Source organism: Halostella limicola, assembly GCF_003675875.1.
In the GTDB taxonomy this organism is placed as follows: domain Archaea; phylum Halobacteriota; class Halobacteria; order Halobacteriales; family Natronoarchaeaceae; genus Halostella; species Halostella limicola.
In genome coordinates, this window is the sequence record NZ_ML014752.1 from 38,925 (window position 1) to 64,894 (window position 25,970).

The 25,970-nt window shown below is 65.2% G+C and carries 23 protein-coding genes; 8 read left to right on the forward strand and 15 right to left on the reverse strand.

The window, feature by feature from the left end; translation table 11 throughout:
- Nucleotides 1–41 precede the first annotated feature (41 nt).
- A complete protein-coding gene (locus D8670_RS00175; RefSeq protein WP_121816081.1) occupies nucleotides 42–392 on the reverse strand; it encodes a DUF7344 domain-containing protein in 351 nt (116 codons plus the stop codon).
- Between the two features lie 316 nt (nucleotides 393–708).
- Between D8670_RS00175 and D8670_RS00180 the strand changes: the two genes are divergently transcribed.
- Entirely contained in the window at nucleotides 709–3,729 is a 3,021-nt protein-coding gene (locus tag D8670_RS00180; protein WP_205254122.1) for a methyl-accepting chemotaxis protein, read from the forward strand.
- Nucleotides 3,730–3,982: 253 nt separating this feature from the next.
- Here D8670_RS00180 and D8670_RS00185 read toward each other — a convergent pair whose 3' ends face one another.
- From D8670_RS00185 to D8670_RS00220, 8 genes are all read right to left on the reverse strand, one after another.
- Entirely contained in the window at nucleotides 3,983–4,735 is a 753-nt protein-coding gene (locus tag D8670_RS00185; protein ID WP_193569464.1) for a CheR family methyltransferase, read from the reverse strand.
- Nucleotides 4,736–4,782: 47 nt separating this feature from the next.
- Nucleotides 4,783–5,307, reverse strand: coding sequence for a chemotaxis protein CheD (locus D8670_RS00190; protein ID WP_121816083.1), 525 nt, complete (start codon nucleotides 5,305–5,307; stop codon nucleotides 4,783–4,785).
- The gene (locus D8670_RS00195) at nucleotides 5,304–6,548 is read right to left on the reverse strand and encodes a chemotaxis protein CheC (protein WP_121816084.1); all 1,245 of its coding nucleotides are present in this window, start codon (nucleotides 6,546–6,548) and stop codon (nucleotides 5,304–5,306) included. Before D8670_RS00195 ends, D8670_RS00190 begins: the two co-directional genes overlap by 4 nt.
- Nucleotides 6,545–7,150, reverse strand: a complete 606-nt coding sequence (locus D8670_RS00200) for a chemotaxis protein CheC (RefSeq protein WP_121816085.1) — start codon at nucleotides 7,148–7,150, stop codon at nucleotides 6,545–6,547. Before D8670_RS00200 ends, D8670_RS00195 begins: the two co-directional genes overlap by 4 nt.
- A gap of 28 nt (nucleotides 7,151–7,178) precedes the next feature.
- Nucleotides 7,179–10,442 carry a chemotaxis protein CheA gene (locus tag D8670_RS21710; RefSeq protein WP_121816086.1) on the reverse strand — a complete coding sequence of 1,088 codons (3,264 nt, stop codon included), beginning with the start codon at nucleotides 10,440–10,442 and terminating at the stop codon, nucleotides 7,179–7,181.
- Nucleotides 10,435–11,616 carry a chemotaxis-specific protein-glutamate methyltransferase CheB gene (gene cheB, locus D8670_RS00210; RefSeq protein WP_121816087.1) on the reverse strand — a complete coding sequence of 394 codons (1,182 nt, stop codon included), beginning with the start codon at nucleotides 11,614–11,616 and terminating at the stop codon, nucleotides 10,435–10,437. The genes D8670_RS21710 and cheB overlap by 8 nt, the downstream gene beginning before the upstream one ends.
- Nucleotides 11,613–11,975, reverse strand: coding sequence for a chemotaxis protein CheY (cheY, locus tag D8670_RS00215; protein WP_121816088.1), 363 nt, complete (start codon nucleotides 11,973–11,975; stop codon nucleotides 11,613–11,615). Before cheY ends, cheB begins: the two co-directional genes overlap by 4 nt.
- A 164-nt stretch (nucleotides 11,976–12,139) precedes the next feature.
- A complete protein-coding gene (locus D8670_RS00220; protein ID WP_121816089.1) occupies nucleotides 12,140–12,709 on the reverse strand; it encodes a chemotaxis protein CheW in 570 nt (189 codons plus the stop codon).
- Nucleotides 12,710–12,826: 117 nt separating this feature from the next.
- Between D8670_RS00220 and D8670_RS00225 the strand changes: the two genes are divergently transcribed.
- The 5 genes from D8670_RS00225 to queC all read left to right on the forward strand — a co-directional run bounded on the left by D8670_RS00225 (nucleotide 12,827) and on the right by queC (nucleotide 15,743).
- Nucleotides 12,827–13,258 (forward strand): chemotaxis protein CheW, encoded by a 432-nt coding sequence (locus D8670_RS00225; RefSeq protein WP_121816090.1) that lies wholly within the window; start codon nucleotides 12,827–12,829, stop codon nucleotides 13,256–13,258.
- A 66-nt stretch (nucleotides 13,259–13,324) separates the two neighbouring features.
- Nucleotides 13,325–13,675 (forward strand): ArsR/SmtB family transcription factor, encoded by a 351-nt coding sequence (locus tag D8670_RS00230; RefSeq protein WP_121816091.1) that lies wholly within the window; start codon nucleotides 13,325–13,327, stop codon nucleotides 13,673–13,675.
- An 84-nt stretch (nucleotides 13,676–13,759) separates the two neighbouring features.
- Nucleotides 13,760–14,236, forward strand: coding sequence for a 6-pyruvoyl trahydropterin synthase family protein (locus D8670_RS00235; protein WP_121816092.1), 477 nt, complete (start codon nucleotides 13,760–13,762; stop codon nucleotides 14,234–14,236).
- A complete protein-coding gene (locus D8670_RS00240) occupies nucleotides 14,237–15,001 on the forward strand; it encodes a 7-carboxy-7-deazaguanine synthase QueE (RefSeq protein ID WP_121816093.1) in 765 nt (254 codons plus the stop codon).
- Nucleotides 15,002–15,017: 16 nt separating this feature from the next.
- Nucleotides 15,018–15,743 carry a 7-cyano-7-deazaguanine synthase QueC gene (gene queC / locus D8670_RS00245; protein ID WP_121816094.1) on the forward strand — a complete coding sequence of 242 codons (726 nt, stop codon included), beginning with the start codon at nucleotides 15,018–15,020 and terminating at the stop codon, nucleotides 15,741–15,743.
- On the opposite strand, the gene D8670_RS00250 is transcribed toward queC, so the two are convergent.
- The 6 genes from D8670_RS00250 to D8670_RS00275 form a co-directional block, all read right to left on the reverse strand.
- Entirely contained in the window at nucleotides 15,744–16,643 is a 900-nt protein-coding gene (locus tag D8670_RS00250) for a DMT family transporter (RefSeq protein WP_121816095.1), read from the reverse strand.
- A gap of 108 nt (nucleotides 16,644–16,751) precedes the next feature.
- The gene (locus tag D8670_RS00255) at nucleotides 16,752–17,300 is read right to left on the reverse strand and encodes an NAD(P)/FAD-dependent oxidoreductase (protein WP_121816096.1); all 549 of its coding nucleotides are present in this window, start codon (nucleotides 17,298–17,300) and stop codon (nucleotides 16,752–16,754) included.
- Between the two features lie 31 nt (nucleotides 17,301–17,331).
- Nucleotides 17,332–17,820 carry an SRPBCC family protein gene (locus D8670_RS00260; protein WP_121816097.1) on the reverse strand — a complete coding sequence of 163 codons (489 nt, stop codon included), beginning with the start codon at nucleotides 17,818–17,820 and terminating at the stop codon, nucleotides 17,332–17,334.
- Between the two features lie 289 nt (nucleotides 17,821–18,109).
- A complete protein-coding gene (lrpA1, locus tag D8670_RS00265; RefSeq protein WP_121816098.1) occupies nucleotides 18,110–18,538 on the reverse strand; it encodes an HTH-type transcriptional regulator LrpA1 in 429 nt (142 codons plus the stop codon).
- Between the two features lie 140 nt (nucleotides 18,539–18,678).
- On the reverse strand, nucleotides 18,679–19,614 hold the full coding sequence (locus D8670_RS00270; RefSeq protein ID WP_121816099.1) for a thiamine pyrophosphate-dependent enzyme: 936 nt from the start codon (nucleotides 19,612–19,614) through the stop codon (nucleotides 18,679–18,681).
- A 2-nt stretch (nucleotides 19,615–19,616) separates the two neighbouring features.
- Complete coding sequence (locus D8670_RS00275) at nucleotides 19,617–21,512, reverse strand: 2-oxoacid:acceptor oxidoreductase subunit alpha (RefSeq protein WP_121816100.1); 1,896 nt, start codon at nucleotides 21,510–21,512, stop codon at nucleotides 19,617–19,619.
- A 206-nt stretch (nucleotides 21,513–21,718) separates the two neighbouring features.
- On the opposite strand from D8670_RS00275, the gene D8670_RS00280 reads away from it, so the two are divergent.
- Nucleotides 21,719–25,033: a PKD domain-containing protein gene (locus tag D8670_RS00280; protein ID WP_162994100.1), complete on the forward strand. Its 3,315-nt coding sequence runs from the start codon at nucleotides 21,719–21,721 to the stop codon at nucleotides 25,031–25,033.
- On the forward strand, nucleotides 25,030–25,968 hold the full coding sequence (locus D8670_RS20520; RefSeq protein WP_162994101.1) for a hypothetical protein: 939 nt from the start codon (nucleotides 25,030–25,032) through the stop codon (nucleotides 25,966–25,968). The genes D8670_RS00280 and D8670_RS20520 overlap by 4 nt, the downstream gene beginning before the upstream one ends.
- Nucleotides 25,969–25,970 lie beyond the last annotated feature (2 nt).

The following is a 25,970-nucleotide window of genomic DNA, read 5'->3' on the forward strand; positions in this document are numbered from 1 at the left end:
GGTCGTCCGGTAAAACAGTTTCCTAACAGTTCATCTGGTTTTCACTTCTCGCCGAGACGGTCGCGGACTTCCGGGGCGTTCTCGGCGGGTTCGACGCCGGCGATCTGGGAGTCGAAGTCGACGACTCTGAGAGCGGTGAGTTTGGGGAGATGCGTCGCGTAGACGTCGGCCTTCACTTCCTCGACCGCCTCGTCGGACACGCGGTTCGGAGCACGGTCGCGCTCCTCCGCGACGATGCGGCGCGCGATGTCGACGACCGGTACCGGGTCGTCGGCGGGCAGCACCGCCGCCAGCAGTAGCCGCCGACGGGGAGACGCAAGCACCTCCGCGATGACGTCGTCCGGGAGGCGGCCGCCACCGTTCGCCTCCGCATTCGGGGAGTCTGCGGACATAGATGGCGCTACGAGATCCCGGGATAAATATGGTACCACATATCACAGCTCTGGCGGGTTTCCCGGCTACCGGTCCCAGCGAGGCGGCGGTCCAGTCGCGTTCAGTTCCTCGCCGCGCCGCTGAAAATATCCGTCCGGAACACTGTTATCGTATTTGATAATATGCGGGGAGCATTTATGTACGTGTGGCGACGGTATCGAGCATATGATAGGCGGCCTTCGACAACTGGTCCCGAAGTTTATAAGGAGGAGATACGCGCTCAAGTTCGGTATCGCCCTCCTCGTTCTCGGTCTGTCCGTCGGTGCGATAGGGTACGTGGGGACGGCACAGATCCAGAGCGAAGTGACGACGGACGTGAACCAGGACTACGCGGACCTGGCACAGCAGGAAGCCGAGAACATCCGGCAGTGGAACGAACGAAACAAGTTACTGACGGAATCGGCGGCGACCTCTGACACCGTCAAAAACGGTGACGTGGACCGCATCAACAACGAGTTGAACACGCGCCACGCGTACTCCGGCGGCGAGACGATCAGCATCGACTACGTCGACATGGTCGACGAGACCATCGAGGCGAGTTCGAACTCCCAGCGCCGCGGCCTGGCGTTCTCGGAGGTCAACGAGCCCTGGACGGGCGATATCGACACCGGCATGGGCAACGACGTGTACGTGTCGCAGGTTTACACCAAGGACGGCACGGCGACGGTGAGCTACGTCCGGGCCATCCCCGGTAGCTCGGACCACGCGGTCGTGTACACGCTCAGCGCCGACGCGTACTCGCACCGGTTCCAGAGCTCCGACGACGAGGACGTGCTGACCGTCGTCGCGACGACGGAGAACCGGATCCTCTTCGACGACACGAACGAGCACTCGGGCGTCCAGACGTTCGGCGAAACGTACTCCGCCAACGAATCGTTCGTCACGACCGCGACCACCGATGGACGGTCGACCGTCATCGACCGCCCGACTGAAGGGATCGCCAATCCCGAGTACGACCTCCCCGATAGCGAACACGTCGTCGGCTACGCGAAGGTCGAAGGCACGAACTGGGTCGTCCTCGTCCACGAGTCGACCGACAGCGCGTACGGGTTCGTCGGCGACGTTTCCCGATACGGGACGATGGCGACGATCGGCGGCGTCCTCCTCATCGGTCTCGTCGGCGCGGTGCTCGGCCGCAACACCGCGGCGTCCATCGACCGCCTGCGCTCCAAGACCGAGCAGATGGAGCAGGGGAACTTAGACGTCGAGTTCGAGACGAGCCGGATCGACAACATCGGACGGCTGTACGAGGGCTTCGCCAGCATGCGCGACGCGCTCAAAGAGCAGATTCAGGAGGCCCGCGAGGCCCGCGAGGAAGCCGAGACGGCCCGGGCCCGAGCAGAACAGATGAACCGGCACTTGGAGGCGAAAGCCGACGAGTACAGCGCGGTCATGCAGGAGTGTGCCGACGGCGACCTCACTCAGCGCATGGACTCCGAGTCCGAGAACGAGGCGATGCAGGACATCGCCGAGGAGTTCAACGAGATGATCGCCGAGATCGAGGACACCACCCAGCAGCTCAAGGACTTCGCGAACGAGGTGGCCACCTCCAGCGAGGAGGTCACCGCGAGCTCCGAGGAGGTCCGTTCCGCCTCCGAGCAGGTCACCGAGTCCATCCAGGAGATTTCGGACGGCGCCGACCGCCAGAACGACTCCCTCCAGTCCGTCTCCCAGGAGATGTCCGGCCTCTCGACGACCATCGAGGAGATCGCCTCCTCGTCGAACGAGGTGGCGGACATCGCCGAGCGGACCGCGACGACCGGCCGCGAGGGTCGTCAGGCGGCCGAGGCGGCGATCGAGGGCATGCGCCAGATCGAGACCGAGTCCGAGCAGGCGGTCGACGAGATCGAACAGCTCGAGGCCGAGATGGAGCAGATCGACGAGCTGATCGACTTCATCACCGAGATCGCCGAGCAGACCAACATGCTGGCCCTGAACGCCAACATCGAGGCCGCGCGCTCCGGCGAGTCCGGCGAGGGCTTCTCCGTCGTCGCGAGCGAGGTCAAGGAGCTCGCCGAGGACACCAAGGAGGCCGCCGAGGAGATCGAGGAGCGCCTCGAACAGATCCAGGACCAGACCGAACGGACCGCGGACGAGGTCCAGCGGACCAGCACGCAGGTCGCAGAGCACACCGACTCCGTCGAGAACGCTGTCGACGCGCTCGAAGAGATCGCCGGCTACGCCCAGGAGACGAACTCCGGCGTCCAGGAGATCAGCGCGGCGACCGAGCAGCAGGCCGCCTCGACCCAGCAGGTCGTCGCGATGGTCGACGAGGCCGCGACCATCAGCGAGGAGACGACCGCGGAGGCCGAGAACGTCGCGGCCGCCGCCGAGGAACAGACCACCGCGCTCACCGAAGTGTCCCGCAGCGCGAGCGACCTCGCCGGACAGGCGTCCCGCCTGAGCGAGGCCCTGGACCGCTTCGACACCGACGCCGAGGTCAGCGGCAGCCTCCTGGAGAAGGACGACGAGGAACCGCTGGTGGACGACGGCGACGAGACGGTCGACGCCGACGAGGCCGACGCTGGAGACGCCGACGAAGCGGACCCGTCCGGCGCCGACGAGGGGATCGACCTCGGTCCCATCGAGGGCGAGGACTTCGACGTTCCGGCGGAGGGGACGGCCGACGACGGATCGATAGCCGCCAACCCCGCCACGTTCGACGACGCCGGAGGTGACGGCGACGAGGCGTCGACCGTCGACGACCCCGCCGCCTCGGCCGACGGCGAGGCTGCCGGCGCCGAGGCGGTCGACGCCGGCGGACAGCAGGCGCAGGTCGAACCGGCGGGCGACGACGCGCCGGCCGACGACGACTTCGGCGGCGACGCGGTCGGCGACGGCCGCGAGGGCGACGATCCGCTCTCCGTCCCCGACGACCTCGACGGGGAAGCGTCGGACGCCGTGACGCTCGACGACGCCGCGGAAGACGCGACGGACGCGGATGCTGACCCGCTGGCCGCGCCCGCGCCCGATGAGGCCTCGGCCGCGGACGACGCAGGGGCGGACGAGAACGACGCGGACGACTTCGACGAATCCGACGTCGACGAGGCCGTCGCCTTCGACGACGAGTCGGACGAGGCCGTCGACGAGGGCGAGGAGCCCGAGAGCGGCCTGTCGTTCGAGACGTCCGACGTCGAACCGGACGCCGCTGACGAGAGCGCGGAGCCCGCGGCGGACGAAACCGCTGAGAGCGAGGAGAGCGATGCCGCAGAAAGCGACGAGGGCGACGCCGCGGATGCCGACGGCAGCGACGACGAGGACATGTTCTCGTTCGTCCAGGAAGACCCCGACTCGTAAGCCCGACTACTGACTCAGCTTTTTTCGCGCCGGTTCGACGGTTCCTTTCGCGTCGCTTCGTCTCGCGAGCGCCGGGTGTCCACGACGCCGCGTTCGGTTCACCTGCTTCCCGAAGTTTCGTGCAGGCGTCGCTACGGTACGCTCGTGAGCGTTTCAGTAATAGCGGCGAGGGCGGTTTCGTCGCAGTGCGCCGAGGTGCGGCGGACCTGTCGGTGGCAGTGTGAGGGTGTCGCGCGACGGGCGTCGTCGCCCGTCAGTCGCGCCGGTAGATGCGCAGGCGGCCGTCGAGAACGGTGAACGCGGACTTCAGGTTCGGCGGGATCGTCTCGGCCTTGCCGATGACGAGGTAGCCGCCGGGGCGGATCGACTGCGCGATGGTTTCGAGGATGGGCCGCTTGTACTCGTTGTCGATGTAGATGAACAGGTTCCGACAGACGACGAGGTCGAACCCGGACTTCGGGTCGTCGTTGATGAGGTCGTGGTGCTCGAAGGTGACGTGGTCGCGTATCTCGTCGCGCATCGTGAAGGTGTCGCCGTCCCGGTCGACGAACCGGAGGTAGTGCGAGAGGTAGCCGAGCTGGTCGTCGATGTCGATGGTCCGGGTGCTCTCGTAGACGCCCTCGCGTGCGTGGTCCAGCGACTTGTCGTTGATGTCCGTGGCGAGGACCGAGAGCTTCTCCTCGTCGACCCGCGGGTCATCGTGGGCGAGCATCGCGAGCGAGTACGGCTCCCGGCCGTCCGCGCAGGCGGCGCTCCACGCCCGGATCGTTCGCTGGGACTCGGAGAGGTCCCGGAGGACGTCCCTGATCCCGTCCCAGACGTCCTCGTTCCGGAAGAACCCCGTGACGTTGATGCTGAGCGCGTCGAGCAGGGCTTCCTGCTCGTCGGCGTCGTCGCGGAGGAGCCGCAGGTACTCCCGGTAGTCGTCGGAGCCGGTCCGACGCATCCGGGAGGCGAGCCGCCGCTGGAGGTAACTGTCGTTGTAGTGACTCGTCGCGAAGTCCATCTCGTCCTCGATGAACCCGGCGAGTCGCGCGAACGACTCGTCGGCGCTCACAGCTCCGTCACGCCCCCTGCGTCCTCGTCGGAGGACGAGATCGTGAGAACCCCCGTTCCCGCGTCGAACTCGACGGTGCGGCCGCGCTGGCCGCCGACCTCCTCCGCGGCGATCGGGACGCCGAGCTTGTCGAGTTCCTCGCGCGCCGCAACGACGTTTCGCTTGCCGACCGCCTCGCCGAAGCTGTCGAACTCGAACATGTCGCTGCCGCCGGCGATCTTCGCCTCGACGTCCGTGTACGTCGCCCCGCGCTCGACCATCTGGCGGAGCATCGCGCGGATGGCGGTGTCGGCGAACTTCCCGGGGTTCTCCTCGCTGGCGTCGTTGCCGTCGCCGTCCGGGAGCATCACGTGCGCGAGGCCGCCGACGCCGGCGTCGTCGTCGTGCAGGGCGACGGCGAGACACGACCCGAGGCCGTACGACTTCAGGGTCACGTCCTCGTCGGTGACGTAGAACTCCGAGATGCCGACCTGGATCGGGTCCGGCGTCGGTGCGCCGGGTTCGCTGCCGTACGTCTTCATGATGACTCGACTTCGTCGACCGGGAACTCCGCCGTCGTCTTGGCGTCCTCGACCCGGTCCACGTCGAGGTCGTTCAGCGCGCGCTCCAGATCCTCCTCGTTGGGGATGGCGTAGATGTCGCAGTCGAACTCGCGGCCCTCCGCCTGGATCTGGGTGTCGAAGACGAACGCGTACTCCTGGTTCTCGCCGAGGTTGATCACGACGGGGTCGATGACCGCCGCCCCCATGTCGTGGATGAACTCGGGTGTGGAGTGGTCGATCGTCGTGTCGAGCACGTTCGCCCAGCCGTCGAGGAAGCCGCTGGCCATGATGTTGCCCAGTTCCTTGATGGCGCTCGTCCCCATCTCGCCGAACTCGTCGTCCGGCGGGGACGGCACCGTCGCCTCGACGACCTCGCGGGCGGACTGCTCGTCGAACAGGAACAGGAGGTAGCCGCTCGGCGTCCCGTCGAAGGAGAAGGCGACGCCGACGAGCTTCTCGTCCGCGATCTCCTCGGGGATCGTCTCCAGCGAGACGAAGTTGAGCCGCCGGATGTCGACCGACGTCTCGATGCCGGTCAGCGTCGTCACGGCGCTCGCGACCTCCGTCGCGCCCTGCTGGGCGAGGCGGTCGAACCCGACCAGCTTGTCGTACTCGATGCCGTCGCTGTCGTCGTCGCTCTGGCGTTCGAGGATCTCGGACATCGAGTCGTGCTCGGGGAGCAGGTAGTGTCGGTACCCGATCTCCGTGCCGACCGCCTCGATCTGGCTGTGAAACAGCAGCGCGAGGTCCTCCTCGCTCGGCGCCGTCTCCAGGTCGCCGAAGAACGGCTCGGCGGTCTCGCCCTCGATGAAGTCGGGCGTCGACACGTCGATGACCGTCCCGAGCACGTCGGCCCAGCCGTCGATGAAGCCGTTGGTCATTATCTGGCCGACCTCCATGACGGCGCTCTGGTCCATCTCGTCGAACTCGCCGGACGCCTCGTCCTGGACGAGCGTCTGGACGACCTCGCGGGCGGCCTCCCGGTCGAAGATGATGATCGAGTGGCCCTCGAGGCCGGCGCTCAGTTCGACGCGGACGCCGACCTTGTCGCGCCCGTCGTCGATCTCGGCGCGGATCTCCGAGCCGCGCATGAAGTTGAGCTTCGTCACGCCGACCCGGGTCTGGACGCCGGTCATGCTCGTGAGCCGGCCGGCGGCCAGCCCCGCGCCCTCCCGCGCCATGCGGTAGAACGTACCGAGTGCGTTGACGTCGAGTTTCATGACGGCTGCGCCTCGATACCGTTGACCATTTCGACGAACTCTTCCAGGTCGGGGAACGCGTAGATCTCCGCCTCTATCTCGTAGCTTGGGACGTTCATGCTGGAGTCGAAGAACAGCGCGAGGTCCTCGCCGCCGAGTCCCGCGGTTCTTTCGACTACCTCGCCGGCCGGCGCATATACGAGTTGCGGGGTGGCGATGTCTATCGTCCGGCCCAGCACGTCGGCCCAGCCGTCGATGAAGCCGCTGGCCATCATGTTGCCCAGTTCCTCGACGGCGCTTCTGGCCATCTCGCCGGAGACGCCGGAGAGGTCGTCGACCATGTCCGACAGCATCAGGGCGGTGATCTTCTTCGCGCTCGCCTCCGGGAAGAGGATGAGGATGTGCCCGTGCGGGGGCTCCATGAGCCGGACGCGGACGCCGACCCGCTTCCCGTCGTCGAGCTGCGCCTTGATGTCCTCGATGTCGATGAAGTTGGTCTTGGTGACCTCCATCCGGGCGTCCTCGCCCGTGAGCTTGCTCATGTTGTCGGCGACGCCGTTCGTCCCGACCTTCGCCATCTCGTTGATGAAACTCAGCTTCCGGATATCGACCATCAGACTCATAGTTGCCTCCTCGTGTGTGATTTCCCTGTCATAGTGACTCCACGTCCAGAATGTTGACCACGTCACCCTCGCCGAGCACCGTCGCGCCGCTCAGGCCCGGCACGTCGCCGAGCACGCCCTCGTAGGGCTTGACCACGACCTCCTGCTGGCCGCGGACCTCGTCGCAGTGCAGCGCCACGGGCCGGACGTCGTCGCGGATGCTGACGAGCATCCCGTCGCCGTTCCGGTGGGTCCCGGGGGTATCGAGCGTCTCGCCGAGCCGGAGGAGGGGGTACTCCGATTGGTCCTCCTCGTCGCCGCGCACGACGACCTCGCGGCCGTCGACGGTTTCGACGTCGCGGACGGGACCGATGTCCTTGACGTCCTTGATCGGGATGCCGTACTCCTCGTCGCCGGACTGGACGAACAGCACGTCCGCGATGGCGACCGTGACCGGCAGGGTCAGCCGGACCGTCGTGCCCTCGCCGGGCGCGCTGTCGACGGCGACGTCGCCGTCTAGGTCGTCGACCGTGCTGGCGACGACGTCCATCCCGACGCCGCGGCCGCTGACGTCGGTGACCTCCTCGGTCGTCGAGAACCCGGAGTGGAAGATGAGGTCGTACACGTCGTCGTCGTCCATCTCGGCGATCTCCGACTCCGTCGCGACGCCCTGTTCGACGGCCTCCCGACGGAGGCGGTCGACGTCGAGGCCGCGACCGTCGTCCTCGATCTCGATGACGACGCGGTCGCGCTCGCGGCGCGCGCGGAGTTCGATCGTGCCGGTGGGCTCCTTGTCGGCGTCCTCGCGCTCGTCCGGCGACTCGATGCCGTGGTCCACAGCGTTGCGGACGATGTGGACGAGCGGGTCGCCGATCTCGTTCAGGATGCTCCGGTCGATCTCGACGTCGTCGCCGTGCATCTCGAAGGAGACCTGCTTGCCCTGCTCGCGGGAGATGTCCCGGACGATGCGGGGCAGCTTGTTCGCCACCGTGTTCAGCGGGACGAGGCGGATGTCCATCACCGTGTCCTGCAGTTCGCCGGTGATGTCCTCAAGCTCGTCCAGCTCGTCGTCGAGGACGGCCAGCGACTCGCCGCGCTCTATCGCCCGCCGCAGGCGAACGCGGGAGGTGACCATCCCCTCGACGAGGTTCATCAGGGTGTCGACCTTGTCGACGTCGACGCGGACCGACTGTATCTCCTCGGACCCCGTCGACGGGCCGCTCTGGTCGACGGCCGAGCGGGGCCCGTCGCCGTCGTCGGCGTCGTCGGCCGACGCGTCCGCGGCAGCGCCGTCCGCGTCGGAACCGGGAGCCGCCGCATCGCCGGCCTCGTCGGCTCCGTCCTCGCTCTCCTCGGTGTCCGGGGACTGGAAGCCCTCGAACTGGTCTGCGGTTCCGGTCGACGTGTCGAACGCCGAGCCGGAGTCGTCGAGGTCGAGGTCGCCGAATTCGCCGGTGTCGACGCCGTCGCCGGCGTCGGCAGCGGTGCCCTCGTCGGTCGGTTCGTCGGCGGTTGCGTCTGCGGACGCGTCCAGCGCGTTCGCGCCGTCGGCGTCCGTACTACCGAGGTCGGCGCCGGCGGCCGTCGCGTCGTCATCGGCGGTGTCGGTCCCGAAGTCGACGTCGCCGAAGTCGTCTGCGGGCTCCTCGCTCCCGCCGGCGGTCGCGTCGTCGGTGCCGGTCAGCGAGTCGCTTTCCGTGGATTCGTCGTCGCCTCCCGCGGGCTCGTCGCCGAACCCTTCGCCGAAGTCGATGTCGCCGAACGGGTCGTCCTCGGCGTCGTCCTCCGAGGCGCTCTCGGGAGCGTCCCCGACCGAGGGCTCGTCCACGCTCGTTCCGACCGCATCCTCGGCGTCGCCGTCGGTTCCGGCGTCCGCGCTCGCGTCGGCGGGTTCGCCGTCGTCCCCGAAGGCAACGTCACCGAACGCGTCGTCGGCGCCGCTCGCGTCGAGGTTGTCCCCGTCGTCGATCCCGAGGTCGTCATCGGCACCGACGCCGAGGTCGTCCCCTCCGTCGTCGAGGCCGAACTCCGCCTCGACGTCGATCTCTTCGTCGCCGTCGAGTTCGGGCTCGGGCGCGTCGGCGTCCTCGCCGAGCAGTTCGTCGAACCCGACCTCGTCGTCGCCGTCGAGCTCGTCGAACTCGAGCTCCTCGAGTTCGTCCTGTAGCTCGTCGAAGCCGACCGGGTCGACCTCCTCCTTGAGCTCCGCGAACGTGCTGGAGGCGTCCTCGACCTCCTCGTCGGGGCCTGGCTCCGACTCGGCGTCGGCCGCCTCGACCTCCGACTCCGCCTCGTCGAGCAGTTCGTCGACGTCGGGCTCGTCGTCCGCGGGGTCCGCGTCGGCGTCCGCGACGGTCGAGACGTCGGGGTCGGCGTCGATGTCGGCGAAGGAGCCGGCGTCGCCGAGGTCGTCTAACCCCTCCATGTCCTCGACCTCGTCGACCATGGAGTCGAGGTCGTCGAACTGGTCGACCTCCTCGTCAGCGAGCAGGTCGTCGACCGACATGTCCTCCGAGTCCGTCGCGTCGGCCTCGGCCGCGGAGGCGTCGGTCGCCTCGGCCGTCCCGCCGTCGTCGGCTTCGTCGGCCGCCGGGGCGTCGGCCGTCTCGGCGGCGATCGCCGTCGCGTCCGTGATGATCGCCTCCTCGACCGCGTCGACCGGTTCGAGCGCGGCGCTTATCGCCGCCTCGCCGACGGGACTGGCGAACGCGGCGTCGAAGGCGGACCCGTAGTCGTCGTCCTCGATGACGTCCTCGGACGGGTCGGTGCCGAGGAGGTCGAACGCGTCGCGGAGCGCCTCGACGACGAGGACGCCGTTGTTCACGTCGCCCTCGGCGATCGCGAGGCGGACGTGGTACACGTCGTGGCCGGCGTCCGCCGGGCGGTTCACCGACGACAGCAGGTCGCGGACCTCGTCGTCGTCCGGGTCCGCGATGCCGCCGGCGTCGCCGTGCTCGCGGAGGGCGTCGATGGTCGCCGAGGGGTCCGTCCGCGGTTCGCCGTGGCGGCGGACCTCGTCGATCATCCCCTCGAGGAGGTCGACCCCCTCGAACACCTGGTCCATCAGGTCCGGCGTGACCTCGGCCGACCCGGTGCGGACCTCCTCGAGGAGGTCCTCCAGGGCGTGTGCGAGGTCGCTGGCGTCGGAAAAGCCCATCGCGCCGCAGTTCCCCTTGAGGGTGTGGGCGGTCCGGAAGATCTCCTCCATCGCCGCGTCGTCGTCCGGGTCGTTCTCCAGTCGCAACAGCGCGTTGTTCAGTGCCGTGATGTTCTCTTCGCTCTCCTGAACGAAGTCCCTGACGTACTCATCCATGCGTATCACCGTCCGTGGTGGCCGCGTCGACGATCCCCCGCGTGAGGTCGCCCACGTCGAGGACCGAGTCGACGCAACCTGTTTCGATAGCCTGCTTCGGGATACCGAAGACGGGGCTCGACGCCTCGTCCTGAGCGACCGTCGCACCACCCGCCTGCTTTATCGCCTCGATGCCGGCAGCGCCGTCTCTCCCCATGCCGGTCAGGGCGACGCCGACGAGCGGGGCGGGGACGACGTCCGCGGCGGACTCCATCGTCTCGTCGATCGCCGGACGCACGCCGTGGCGGCGCTCGCCCTTCGTCAGCCGGAGGCGGAGTTCGTCGTCGCTCGCTTCGGCGACGCGCATGTGGAACCCGCCTTTCGCGATGACTGCTTCGCCGGGGCCGACGCGCCGGCCGTGGCTCGCTTCGGAGACGTCGTACTCCGAGAGCGCGTCCAGGCGGGCGGCGAGCCTGTCCGTGAAGCTCGCGGGCATGTGCTGAACGACCAGCACGCGCGCCCGGAGGTCCGCGGGGAGCTCGTAGAGTATCCGCTCGACGACCTTCGGACCGCCGGTCGACGCGCCGATGACGATCGTCGGCGCGCCGTCAGAGAGGTCGCGGTCGACCGTCGTGACGGGGCCCTCGCCTGCGATATCGGGTGTGACGGTCGTTTCGACGCCGGACGCGCCGTCGACCGTGCTCGTGCCGACGGTCGTCTCCGCGGCGGAGTCGACGACGGCGGCCGTCCGCTCGGCCGACTCCGCGGCGCGCGACGCCGCTCGCGCGGCGACGACGGACGAGACGTCCGCCCGTTCGACCGCGCGGACCTTCTCTGTCAGCCGCGACTCCAGTTCGCCGACGTCCGACGGGCGCTCCTCCTCGTCCTTGGCCATGAAGTCGACCGCGCCCTTCGCGAGCGCCTCGAGCGTGGCGTCGGCCCCCGCTTCGGTGTGGGCCGACAGCATGAGGATGCGCGTCGGAGACGTCGCCATGATCTCGTCGACAGCTTCGATGCCGTCCATGCCGGGCATCTCCACGTCCATCGTGACGAGGTCCGGTTCGAGGTCGCGGGCGGTCTCGACGGCGCTCTCGCCGTCGGCCGCGCGGTGGACCTCGTAGCCCTGCTTGGACAGGATGTTGCCGATCACAGTTCGCATGAACTGCGAGTCATCGACAACCAGGACGCTGGTCATGCCGGAACGACGTCCTTGAGGGCCTTCCTGACGCTCGGCTCCTCGAACGGCTTCGTCACGTAGCCGTCCGCGCCGGCTTTGACCGCGAGCTTCATCTTCTCGCGCTGCCCGACGCTGGTACACATGATGACCCGCGAGTCGGGATCGAGCTTCTTGATGGCCGCCGTGGCCTTGATCCCGTTACACTTGGGCATCACGATGTCCATCATCACGATGTCCGGGTTCTGTTCTTTGTAGAGTTTTACCGCTTCGGCTCCGTTGGACGCCTCTCCGACGATGTGATAGTCGTCTTCGAGAATCTGTCTGAGTAGATTTCGCATAAAATGAGAGTCGTCCACTATGAGGACCCCTGTCGACATTCAGTTGATACACCAGAAACTGCTAGATGTAGCGGAACCATAAATGCTATCGCCCCGTTATCACCGGTGATAACGGCCGGAGAACCGGGGTAGCGGACCGCTGCCTCCGTTAAACGGTCAATAAGACGATAAATATCTCCGCGAGAGGGGAAGGCAGCCGGTGGTCACCCGGCGCTCTCCACGAGCAGGTCGGCGTCGATGACCGAGATGCGCTCGGCGGGGGCGTCCGCGTCGTCGTCCTCGGGCGGGATCTCGACGACCGCCTTGACGAGGTCGCCGGCGGGCATCTGAAACTCCGGTTCGTCCCGCCGGATCCGGCTGACGGGGAACGACTCGACGCCCTCCACGGCGTCGACGCGGATGCCCGCGCTCTGCTTGTCGGATGCGCGGTCGAAGACGACGACGCGCTGGGTGTCCTCCCCCTCCGCCGCGCTCGAGACCGGGAGCAGGACGCCAGGGTCGATGACCGCCGTGATCTCGCCGCGGAGGTCCATGACGCCCTCGACGGCCTCGCTCGACCGGGGCACGCGCGTCCGCTCGCCGACCTCGACGATGCTTCGCACGTCCGCGACGTCGAGGCCGTAGGACTGCTCGCCGAGTTTGAACACGAGGACGCGCTCGTGCTCTTCCGGCTCCTCATCGCCTTCACCGTCCTCTCTCACGTCCGCGTCTTGCTCGTCGTCGAGGCCCACCTCGTCCACGCCGAGTAGTTCTTCGGGGAGGTTCGTTGACATTGGTTGGTAGAGTATTCGAGGTCAGACACAAAAGCATTGACCTCGATACCTATCAGTTAGATATTATTACCTGCTCAGTGGGAAAAGTTCACGGTCGTGTGCCCCTACTCCGGTCGTATGACGAGCGAACGACGGATGTTGGCGTTCGATCTCGACGACGAGACGTACTGCGTCGGGATGGAACGAGTAGCGAACGTCGTCGAACGGGGGTCGCTCGACCCCGCCGACTCCGCGCCGGAGTTTCTCGCCGGGCGGATGGACCTCTCGGACCGGACGCTCCGGGTCGTCGACCTCAAGCGACTCTTCGGCGTCACCACGTCGGTGCGACGCAGCGGCGAGATCGAGGAGGGCGAGCACGTGATCGCCTTCGGCCCCCGCGGAGACGGGGAGGTCAACGCGTGGCTCGTCGACGAGGTCCGGGACGCCGTGACCGTCGATACCGACGACTTGCTCGAAGCGAGCGGCCTGGCCACCTACGTCGAGGGAGTCGTCCCCGCGGACGGCGACCAGGTCGTCTGGGTCGACGCCGAAGCGATAAACGCGGTCTGAGCCGTCGTCGAACGTACCAGACAGCCGGAAGATTCAAATATGATAATTTAATACCTCTTCGAAAGGATGGCCGCCACCCAGACCGAAGACGTCGACTCCAGATCCCTCCTCGCCGCGCTCGGGAGCAAGTACAGCGTCGAGATCCTCCACGCGACGCGCACGCCGACCTCCGCACAGGAACTGAGCGACGAACTGGACGTTCCGATCGCGACCTGCTACCGCCGGATCGAGGAGTTGGTCGACGCCGGGCTCCTCAAGTGCGAGGGGCGACAGCTCTCCGAGGAGGGCCGACGGACCAATGTCTACCGGCGGACGCTCGACGAGCTCACCGTCGATCTCACCTGCGAGTCGCCGACGGTGCAACGCAAGGAGCGCTCCGAGGCGAAAAACCGCATTCAGGACCAGATCGACGGCTGACCCGCCTCGCCCTCCACCTCTCTCCTACCTCCTCGTCGCGCTGCCAAAGAGAAGACTGAAGTATTCTCTGGGGATACCCTCGCTATGACCGAACGTGACGACCGGCCAGGCGAGCGCGTCCCGTCCGCGAACGACGGCGACCCGCCAGCGGACGAACGCGTCCTCCACGTCGGCCACGATCGCCCGATCCGCATCAGTGCGGGCCACAGACTCCTCCATCACGACGGCAAGTGTAGTCGCCCCCACGGCCACAACTACGATATAACCGTCCGCGTCGTCGGCGAACTCGCGCCCGAGGGGTGGGTCGTCGACAAAGGAGATATTACTTCAATAATATCCGAGTGGGACCACCGGTTCCTGCTGGAGCGCGGCGACCCGCTCGTGGAGGCGTTCGAGTCGACCGGCGACGACGACGGCGTCGTCGTCCTCGACCATCCGCCGACCGCCGAGGTGATGAGCGTCCTCCTCGAACGGCGCCTCGCCGACTGCCTGCCCGACACCGTCAGCGACGTGTCCGTGCGGGTGCGCGAGACGGCGGAACTCTGCGGCGGGGGGTTCTGAGTGCCCGTCAGCAGCGAGGTTCGGACCGCGGACGACGCCGACGGCGACCTGCCGGTGAACGAACTGTTCTACTCGCTTCAGGGCGAGGGAAAGCTCGCCGGCGTCCCCACCGTGTTCGTCCGCACGAGCGGCTGTAACCTCCGGTGCTGGTACTGCGACTCCTACCACACCTCCTGGGAGCCGACTCACGCGTGGATGGACCTCGACGACGTCGTCGACGAGGTGCGCGACCACGAGCGCGCCGACCACGTCGTCCTCACCGGCGGCGAGCCGATGATCCACGACGCCGCCGTCGACCTCATCGAGCGACTGGACGACGCGGGCTACCACGTCACCGTCGAGACGAACGGCACCGTCTTCCGCGACGCGCCGATCGACCTGGCGAGTATCAGCCCGAAGCTCGAGAACAGCACGCCGACCCCCGAACGCGACCCGAAGGGCGAGGGCGAGTGGGCAGACCGCCACGAACAGCGCCGCATCGACGTGGACGCGCTCACCGACCTCGTCGACGCGTACGACTTCCAGTTGAAGTTCGTCGTCACCGAGGCGGGGGACATGCCCGAGGTGAACGACCTCGTCGCGCGCGTCCGCGAAGCGGCGAGCGCTCCCGTCCGCGACGACGACGTCTTGCTCATGCCCGAGGGCGCGACGCGGGACCGGCTGAACGAGACGCGCGAGCGCGTCGCCGAACTCGCGATGGAGCACGGCTACCGCTACACGCCGCGCCTGCACGTGGACCTCTGGAACGACGCGCCCGAGACCTGACGACCTTTCCGAACCAATGACCGACGACTCACCTCCCACGACCGACGAACCGACCGAGAAACGCGCCGTCGTCCTCGCCTCCGGCGGCATGGACAGCGCCACCGCCGCCTACGAGGCGATTGAGCGCGGCTACGACCTCTACCTCCTGCACACCTCCTACGGCCAGCAGACGGAGGACCGCGAGTACGAGTGCGCCAGGAAGCTCGCCGAGGAGACCGACGCCGCGGACTTCCTGCACGTCGAGACCGGCCACCTCTCGGCGATCGGTGCATCCAGCCTCACCGACGAGGAGATGGTCGTGGCGGACGCCGATATGGAGGGCGACGAGGTGCCCAGTTCGTACGTCCCGTTCCGCAACGCGAACCTGCTGTCGATGGCCGTCTCCTACGCCGAGGCCAACGACTGCGACGCGGTGTTCATGGGCGCACACAGCGAGGACTTCTCCGGGTATCCCGACTGCCGCCCCGAGTTCTTCGACGCGTTCCAGACCGTGGTCGACGTCGGCACGAAGCCCGACACCGACGTCGAGATGGTCGCGCCGTTCGTCGAGTGGTCGAAGACCGACATCGCCGAGCGCGGCGTCGACCTCGGGGTGCCCTACGAGCACACGTGGAGCTGCTACCGCGAGAACGAGCCCGCCTGCGGCACCTGCGACGCCTGCGCGTTCCGTCTGCAGGCGTTCCAGCGGATCGGCGTCCGCGACCCCGTCGAGTACGCCGAGCGCCCGGAGTACGCCGAGTAGCTACGCCGCGCCGTCTTCTCTCGCCGTCGTCGTCACGTAGATGCCGCCGAGCACTATCGCTCCCGCGACGACGGTCGCGGTCGACGGGACCTCCGCGAGCAGAACCATCGCGAGCAGCGTGCTGCCCACCGGTTCGCCGAGCAGGGAGACGCTGACGACGCTCGACTCGACGTGTTCGAGCGCCCAGTTGATCACGGTGTGGCCGAACACGCCCGGGCCGACCGCCATCCCGAGAAAGAGGAGCCACTCCCGGGGCGGGTAGTCGAGCAGCGGGTAGCCCCGAGCGAGGACGACGACTAGCAGCGCGGCGGCGCAGGCGACGTAGACGACGGTGACGTACGGAAAGAGGCTCACGCGCTGGCGGATCGACCGCCCCGCGAGGACGTAGCCGGCGGCCGTCACCGCACCGAGGAGAGCGAGCGCGTTGCCGAGCAGCGCCCGGCCGGTCGTCGCGGCGCCGCCGGCGTCTCCCAAAGACATCGCGGCAGCCCCGACGAGCGCGACCCCGATGCCAGCGACGGTTCGGCGGGTAACGCGCTCGCTCAACAGGAGGAACGCGCCGGCGGCGACGAACAGCGGCTGAGTCTGGACGAGCGTCACCGAGGCCGCGACGCTGGTGTGGTTCAGGCTCTCGAACCACGCCGCGAAGTGGATTGCGAGCGCGAGGCCCGCGAGGACGGCCCAGCCCCCGTCGCGAGGTGAGAGCCGACGGAAGTCGTCGCCGTGGCGCGCGGCGGCGACCGGCGCGACCAGACCGGCGGTGAAGACGACGCGGTAGAACGCCTTGACCACGCTCGGGGCCTCGCTCCAGCGGACGAGGATCGCGCTGGTACTGACCGCGAGCACCGCGACCGCGAGCGCGGCCATCGGCGACACTGGGCCGTCGCGGGCGTCGCTCATCACCGGGTAGTCCAGTCGGGATCGCTTACCCGTTGCGGTCCGCAGCCGCGCGACCGACCACGTCGTCTGCCGACCGATCGCGTCGGGCGGGCGTCGCCCGCTCGAACGTCACTCGGGCGTGTCGAAGTCGTGGACGGGTTTGCCCGCCTCCGCGCTCATGATACCGAGCGCGGCGGCCGCGCCGTCGCCCGCGGAGATGATCGCCTCTATCTTCTGGTCGCGGATCATCCGCCCCGCGGCGTAGGCCCGGTCCACGGTCGTTTCGTTGTCCTGGTTGACGACGGCCACGGTGCCGTCGTCGTTCCGGTCACAGCCGAGGTCCGCCGCTAGATCGCGGGAACCGCCCGCCGCGAAGACGACGTAATCGGCGTCGTACTCGCCGTCCTGCGTCCGGAGCGAGAACCCCGAGCCGGTCTCCTCGACGTCCGTCACCTCCGCGTCGTGGCGTTCGACGCCGAACTCGTCGACCTGTTCTCGCCCGCGCTCGACGAACTCGGTGCCGCCGATGTCGTCGATACCGAGGTAGTTGTACAGGTGCGCCTTGTGCATCCACGTCTCGTCCGTGTCGAAGAGAGTGGTGTCGTGCCCGTTCTTCGCCGTGAACAGGGCGGCGCTCAGCCCCGCCGGTCCGCCGCCGATGACTGCTACGTCTGCCATGGAAGACGTACGGCGGACGATCAGTTAAACGTCAGCGGCGGCGCTCCAGCAGCTTCTTCGTCTTCCGGTGTCGGTAGCGAAACATCGGTTCGAACCCGATCGTCGCCAGCGGTCCGACGGCCTCTCCGACCTTTCCACCGGGGAGTTCGTACTCGACGTGGTCGCGGATCAGCGTCGCGCCGTCCTCCCCGACGAACTCGTGAGTGTGGACCCAGCGGTCGAAAGGTCCGTTCTCCATGACGTCCTGGAACGTCGCGCGCCCGTCGCGGTACTCGCGTTCGGTGATGACCGACGTCCACTCCTGCCGCGGGCCGAAGTTGAACGGGCGCATCGACATCCTGATCGCTGCCCCCACCTCCAGCACCTCCGGGTCGCGCTTCCCGTCCGGTCCCGTGACAGACTCCACCCGTAGGTTCGTGAACGCCGGCGTCAGCTCCAAGAGCCCGGAGACGGTCGAGTGGAAGTCCCAGACCTCCGGCAGCGGGGCCGCGACCCGCGTCTCGCGCTGGTAGACGGACATGCCCGTTCGTAGGGGCGACGGGAGTAAAACAGGTGGGGGTAGGCGAGACGATTCACCGGCGGCAGCGCTGGCGTACGCGAGTGAAACGAGGCAGGCGTTCGGAGCGTGCCGTCGCAATCGCGGGGACTTCGCGAACGGAGCGAGCGAAGCAAGCGAAAGCTCGGAGTGGCTTCGCTGCTCCAGCGGACACCGAAAGGGCGCAGCAGCGGACGTCAGAACGTGAAGCCACCTGATGAACTCGGAAATCGCTTTGCGATGTCCGACCGTCAGTCCGCTGCAGGGACTTTCTTTATTTGAGCCGTTCCTGCAGGAACGAGGGGTGGGCGGCCGTCACGCCGTCGATTTCGAGCAGGCCGTCGCTGATGATCTCGCCGAGTTCGTCCCCGTCGGCGGCGCGAACCTCGGCCATGAGCATGTGGTCGCCCGAGGAGGTAAACAGCGCCTCGACCTCGTCTAACTGTTTCAGTTCCTTCGTCGCCTCGACGTAGCGCTCGCTCTCCACGTCGATACCCACCATCGCGATGCTCTGGCTGGAGAGCTTCTTGGGGTCGATGTCCGCCGAGTACCCGACGATGACGCCCTCCGACTCCAGCTTGTCGATGTACTTTCGTACCGTCGGCTTGGAGACGTCGGCCCGATCGGCGATCTCCGCGTAGGAGGCCTGGGCGTCGTCCTCGAGGACAGAGAGTATACGATCTTCCGTGGACTGCGTACTCATAGGGATATATTTTGCTCCGACGGAAAAATATCTTTTGAACCCGAAAACAGTCTGCGCTCGGACTGAATAGTCAAACCGTCGTCAGAAAACCCCGACGGCGGTGCGTCGGGACCGGGCGCTGCGAGGGCGCGCCGTCCGGTCTACTTGTGGCGCTCGAGCAGGTCGGCACTGCGCTCCCACTCGTAGTCGTCGTCGAAGTACCGCTCCGCGAGCGGTTCGTCCGGCATCTCGCCGATCGCCTGCTTCTCCTCCTGGTAGGACGGGCGCTCGTCGTCGACGTAGAAGCGCCCGGTGAGGACCTCGCCCTCGTAGAGGGCGTCCTCTGCTTCGTACATCATCTCCGACGCCTCGCGGCGGTCGTGGATGTCGAAGTCGTAGTCGTCGCTGTCCTGGATGTCCACGTACGGGACGTACTGCTTCGCGTCCTTGTTCCAGGTCGGGCACTGGGTCAGGAAGTCGATGTGCGCGAAGCCGTCGTGCTCGATGGCCTCCTTGATGATCTCCTTGGCCTGGTTCGGGTTGACGGCGGCCGTCCGGGCGATGTACGACGCGCCGGACGTCAGGCTCTGGGACAGCGGCCGGATGGGCATCTTGGCGCTGCCCGAGGGCTGGGTCTTCGACTTGTGACCCTTCGGGCTCGTCGGCGAGGTCTGGCCCTTCGTCAGCCCGAAGATCTCGTTGTTGAACACGATGTAGGTCATGTCGTGGTTCTCCCGGGCAGTGTGGACGAAGTGGTTCCCGCCGATGCCGTAGCCGTCGCCGTCCCCGCCGGCGGCGATGACCTCGACGCCGGGGTTGGCGAGCTTGGCGGCGCGGGCGACCGGGAGCGACCGACCGTGGATCGTGTGGAAGCCGTACGTTTCGAGGTAGCTGTTCAGCTTGCCCGAGCAGCCGATCCCCGTTACCGTCAGCGTCTCGTCGGGCGTGCGGCCGACCTCCGGGAGGGCCTGCTTCAGCGCCTTCAGGACGCCGAAGTCGCCGCATCCCGGACACCACGTCGGCTGGGGCTCCAGCCCGGGCGTGAATTCGTCTCGGTCGATGTCGCGTTCTTCACCGATTGCGTTGAATGCGCTCATGATTAGTCACCTGCTGCGGGTTCGATCCGAGTACCGGTCGCGAGGTCGTCAGCGCTGTCGTCGATCTGGGCCTCGAAGCCCTTGACGATCTCGCCCGGCTCGAACGGGTTACCGTTGTACTTGAGGAGGCTGGTCATCTTGTCGCCGTAGAGGCCGAGTTCCTTCTGGGTCAGGCCGCGGAACTGGGCCGTGGCGTTCATCTCCACGACGAGCGCCTCGTCGACGCTCTCTAAGAACTCCGTCATCTCCCTCTCGGGGAACGGCATCATGTCGCTGACGCCGATGGACTTCACCGAGTGACCGGCGTCGTTCAGGCGGTCGACGGCCTCCTCGACCGCGCCCTGCTGACTGCCCCACGTGATGATCCCGTAGTCCGCGTCCTCGGGACCGTGGTAGGTCTGCTGGGACTCGTGTTCCTCGTCGAGCTCCGTGCGGATGGACTCGAGCTTCTGCATCCGGCGGTCCATCTGGTAGACCCGGTTCTCGGGGTCCTCGCTGATGTGACCGGCCTGGTTGTGCTCGTTACCCGTCGCGAGATAGCGACCGCCCTTCTGTCCCGGCAGCGAGCGCGGGCTGACGCCGTTCTCCGTCTCGTGGAGGAACCGGTGGAACTTGCCCGACTCGTCGTGTGCGGCCTCCGCGATCTCGTCCTCGGTGAGGACGCTCCCCGGGTCCGGGTTGGGTTCGCGGTCGAAGAAGCTCGCGGGGAGGTTCGTGTTCTCGCCGGAGAGCTTCTGGTCGAAGATGACGATGGCCGGGATCTGGTAGTCGTAGGCCATCTTGAACGCCATCCGCGTCTGGTCGTACGCCTCGGCGACCGTGCCGGGCGCGAAGACGACGCGGTTGGAGTCGCCCTGGCTGGAGTACAGGACGTGTTCGAGGTCGCCCTGCTCGGGCTTGGTCGGCATCCCGGTCGACGGGCCCGCGCGCATCGCCTCGACGAGGACGACCGGCGTCTCGGTCATCTCCGCGAGGCCGAGCGGCTCGCTCATCAGGGCGAAGCCGCCGCCGGAGGAGCCGGACATCGCCTTCACGCCGGCGTGGCTCGCACCGACCGCGAGCGCCGCCGCGGCGATCTCATCCTCGACCTGCTCGGAGATCCCGCCGAACTTCGGCAGGTTCTGGGACATGATGGTGAACACGTCCGTCCACGGCGTCATGGGGTAGCCGGAGATGAACCGGCAGCCCTCGTCGAGCGCGCCGTAGGCGATCGCGTTCGACCCGGAGAGCAGGACCTGCTCCTCGTCGTGCTCGCCCGTGGGGACGCGCAGGTCGTGCTCGAAGTCGTACTCCTCCTTGACCTGGTCGTAGGACTCCTGCAGGATCTGGAGGTTCGCCTCCAGGATGTCGCCGCCCATGGCGTCGGACATCAGGTCCTCGATGTGCGTGAGGTCCATGTCCAGCAGCGCGGCAGTCGCGCCGACGCCCGCCGTGTTCCGCATGACCTCGCGGCCGTGCTCCTTCGCGAGCCCGCGCAGGTCGAGGTCGAACACGTGCCAGTCGTTCTCCTCGGCGCGCTCCTCGAAGTTCGGCACGTCCTCGGCGTCGAGCAGCCCCGAGTCGTACACGATGATGCCGCCCTCGCGGAGTTCGTCCAGGTTCTCCGACAGCGGCTTCGTCTCCTCGTTGCCGTAGTAGGCGTTCTCCTGCGGATTTCGGGCGAACGAGTCGCCCAGCGCGAGCAGGAAGTTGTAGCCGTCACCGCGCGATTTCACCTCGTGCTCGGCGGCCCGGATCTCCACGTACGTGTGGCCACCGCGGATGCGCGAGGGGTAGTGACGATGCGTGAATACGTTCAGCCCCGCTCGCATCAGGGCCTTCGCGAAGTTCTGGCTCGTCGAGTCGATCCCGTCACCGGAACCGCCCGCGACTCGCCAGATGAGTTCGTTGTCAGTCATAGTTTAGCTCCCGGCCCTTTCGGGCCACCAGTGTCCATTAGTTTTCGATAGCTCAACTAAAGCCTTTGCTATACATTGACAAGGAACTATTGTGAAGATTCTTCGCGTTTGACGGTGAGGGGAACCACCTCTCTAGAAACCGATTCCAAATATTTATAATCCGGTTGAATGTGTAACTAACTCCGAGACGAATGAAAGGAATGGTAATGACCGTACTGCTCGTTACAGTAACGGTAGGCACCCCGATCGCAGGACATCCCCCGAACAACGAAGCTCCTCTCGCGGACGCCGGACTCGATCAGACCGTCTCTCTGGGCTCTACCGTCCTCTTGGACGCCACCGGGTCTCAGGACCCGGACGGAGAGATAGCCGCGTACAGTTGGCGTATCACCGCACCGAACGGTTCCGTCACCAGTCCGACGTGTACGGACTGCGCTCGGACGGAGTTCGCACCGTCGGAGACGGGAACCTACGCGGTCCGTGTTACTGTCACTGACGACGACGGCGCGACGAGCGCCGACACGCTCTACGTGAACGTGACGCCCGGCGACTCTCCGTCTGTGTCGCTTACCGGCCCGGACGCGCTCGATACCGGGACTGAGGGCACCTATTCCGCCGTGGTCCGACGCGGTGGCGCCTCCCTCGACAACGTACGCTGGCGGGTCGATGGAACGGTCGTACGAAGTGAGTCGATCACCGACGACCGGATCGCTCTCGAACGCTCGTTCGAGTCCCGCGGCAACCGCTCCGTGACGGCCGTCGTCGTCGACGAGTCCGGTCAGCGCGATACGGCGACGGTCACGACGCGGGTAGCGTCTCCGACGTCTCCGAGTCCGAAACCCTCGGATCCGGTCCGAACGGACCCCGATCCCGTCGTCCGCGGCGCGGAACTTCTCACAGGAACCGGCCCGTTTACCGAAACCTACACCGTCGAAACCAGACGGGACTCGTCTCGCGTCGAGCAGGTCAGCTGGACCCGCGACGGCGAGTCGAACGGCACGACACGGGAACTTACCGCGGACTGGGAGCCCGGTCGACACTCGCTCACGTCCGAGGTGACGTACGCCGACGGCTCCAGCGCCAACGCACAGTTCGAGAACGGCAGTACCACAGTCGTCGTCGATCCCCGTCCGACCGCCTCGTTCCGACAGATCGACAACGGAAGCACCCTCTCCGGCATCGTCGACGCGTCGGACGCCAACGGCAACCTCCAGCGAGTCTCCGTCGAAGTCGACGGGACGAGGATCAGAGAGTGGGACGCACGCGACAGTCCGCGGTTCGGCAAGATCTACGATCGACAACTCCTCTTCCGGGAGGACGAGGTCTCCCTCGGAACGGCTGAGAACGTGACGCTCGTCGCGGTCGACGCACGCGGGCAGCGCTTCGAAACGACCCGCAACGTAACCCCCCGCGCGAACCCGGAGATCGTTCGCGCCGAGTTCGTCAACGGGCCGGTCGACTCCTACCACGACCGGATCGAAGCGGAGCGCTACGCTGCCCATCACGTCGTTGAGGTGGATCTAGACGGAGCAAGCCCCGGTGCCGTCGAAGTGGAAACAGGGTCCCGTTCGACGAATGTGAGCGAAGTCGATACTGTAGAATTCAACAAATACAGGGACTATGATAGAGAAAGAGGAACACTTACCGTTCACACTTATTGGAGCGGGATATCACCCGGTAACTATACTGTTTTATCGGACGTAGAGATCTCTAACCAGAATCAAATAAATGATAGCACAGAATCCATTTCTACTACGTTCTCCGTGACACCCAGTCCGCCTGAAATCCGGATCAATATCACTCATGGCGGATATTTCGAGCATATCCGCGACTTCGGAAAGGTCGTGGATGCCAGAGATTCGTTTGATCCGGATGGGACGGAAATTAAGTTCCACTGGGGGCAAGGTGCGCAAGCGACTACCATAACCGGAGTTGGAAAGTTTAGCTCATTTCGGTATGCCAATTTAACAGTTAGGGACGATTATGGTCTAGAAAGTGAGATCCCCCATCAGTTCGCTCAGTATTATACTCCGGAGATAACACATGTAAGAGAAGTTTCTCAAGGGCCCTATAATCTAACTGACTCAGTTCGATTCAATGTGTACTCTGACCGTTTTCAGTTTACAAAGAATCTATTCCATGAACGCCACGATGTAGAGGTAACTGCAGCGTATGGCGTCCGCTTGTTAGAATTCAACAGTAATACAATCGAAAGGAGAGAGGCAGAAACGGATCCAGACATCGATCAGAGTGGGCAACAATATGTGGCGACTGTCGAGGTTGAAGCAGCAGCGCTCACTGGAGACAGGCCTGTGCCAGATGTTACGTTCTACAATCCTTCACATCCCCAGACGACTCGTAAAAACGCCTCACTTACTACGGACAGCCGTATCTTCGCTGCCGCAGAGTGGGAACGAACGAACATGACGGTTGAAGATCTATCTTATGATGTCCGTCTGCCATATCGAATACAGCGAACGGTAGGCTCCAGAGAGCGACGCAACCAGTTGTTAGAAGCAGGGTATCGCGTTGATCGACAGGGCGAAGCTGGCACTGAGTATGTAGTGGAGAAACGAGAGCAGGTACGGGAAGCCCAGTATGACGAAGAAACGCAGTGGTACCGGACGAGAACCGAACGTAATCAGTTCCTTGAGGTATCCAAAGGATGGCAGACAGGAGAGAGAGACGTCCAGCAACGAACCCGTACTACCACTGAGACGGAGTGGCGAAATACCCGCGGGGGCCGGGGAGAATTCACCGGAAATACCCGTCGTATTCAGACAGAACCTGCCCAGTATCGTACTCTTCGTAAATATCAATACGACACTGCTGTCGAGCGGACGAGAACGATAACGGAAACGCACACTGTTTCCGTTCCCGATCCGGACGGATGGGGGACGGTCGAACATACTTATGAGACGACAAAAGAAGAAACTTACACGACGACAGTCACGAGGTCGTATTGGAGTACAGCCGCTCGGGGATTCGGTCATTCATTCACCGGCGAAACACGGCGTGTCGAGAATTCACCTGCGGAGTACACGAATCAGTACCAGTATTCGTATCAAACAGAAGTAATCGAAAACGTTCCTCGATACAGCGCTACACGACGTATACAGACGCAGACAGCGAAGTACGAGTGGCAGATACACGAGACACTATCTGACGGGGTTATCGCGAGACAAATGGCCCAAACGAGTTCTGATATGAGGATCGGTGAACGGAGGCCCATCAGCCAGTGGGTCTTGAGTAAACAAAGTGGATTCCAGAACGTCACGAAGAGCGACTACGACAACCGAAACAATGTCATACGGACCAGAGCACTCGTCAGGGGGAATGTCACGCGCATTTCTGAACAAACCAATGGTGACAATCTCCGACGAGAATACGTTCGTGACTTCACGACGGAATATGTAGACTCAGGGGTTGTGGATCCAGAGGAAATAAAAGACGAGTTGCATTCGATGGGGGAAAAGAGAGATCCATGTCTCCCTAATCGAGTTACGAGGTGTGAGCGATGAGTAAGAAGTTGGTTTCCATTTCAGTATTACTATTGCTTCTTGTGGGTTCTCTGGGAAGTGTACCGATAGCTCTAGGAGAGCCAACTGCTGATGAAGGGTTTGACAATAATTCTGAAGAGGTAACTGATAGATATGGGATAGAATACACCGTTAAATTTCAGGAAAGTGAAAATAGGATCGAAGTGAGTGCCCATAATCCCACGTCCAGAGAGCAGTTGACAGGATTCGAAGTAAGAGTAGACGGTTATCGAAATAGAGAAGAAACTCTGAATATTTCCCAGAATAAAACCTGGAAAGAGTCGTGGGATATTACTGACAATATTGATGGTACTCAAGATGAACATCGAGTGATATTTTCAGTAGTTGGTGAATCTGTCAGGTTCAACTTTAACCGAGAGATAGATCTCTCAAATTCCACAGAAGTCCCCTCACCACGAATAACGAACGTCGAAGTGACCAACGGAACGGTCTACGGAAACGAAACTTCGGTCTTAGAGGTTACTGTGGAGAACCCCGCAGACCAGCTTTACGGTTCAAACTTGATGGTACATACGCTTGAAACGAACCATAGCCGTCTCGGGGGTGCTACCGCTGCACCCGGGGAACAGACGACGGTCCAAGTCCCGCTAGACGAACCACGGGGATCGACCATCGCCGGAGAGGTCCGACTGTACGACGAGAACCTCTCCGAGGCGGAGGACGGTTTCGATCAGCGCGAGTTCGTCGGCCGCGCCGGCGGGGACACGAAGGTGTGGAACAGGACGTACGAACCGGCCGACCCGCACTGGGCCAAAAGCGGCGGGTACCGGTACGAGAACGAGACGATGGAGGAGCGGATCGACGACGGTGAGGAAGAGTCGTCGGTGCCCGCAACCGTGACCCTCGCGGCGGGAATCATCCTCCTCCTCGCGCTCGTCGTCTGGCGGTATCGGTAACC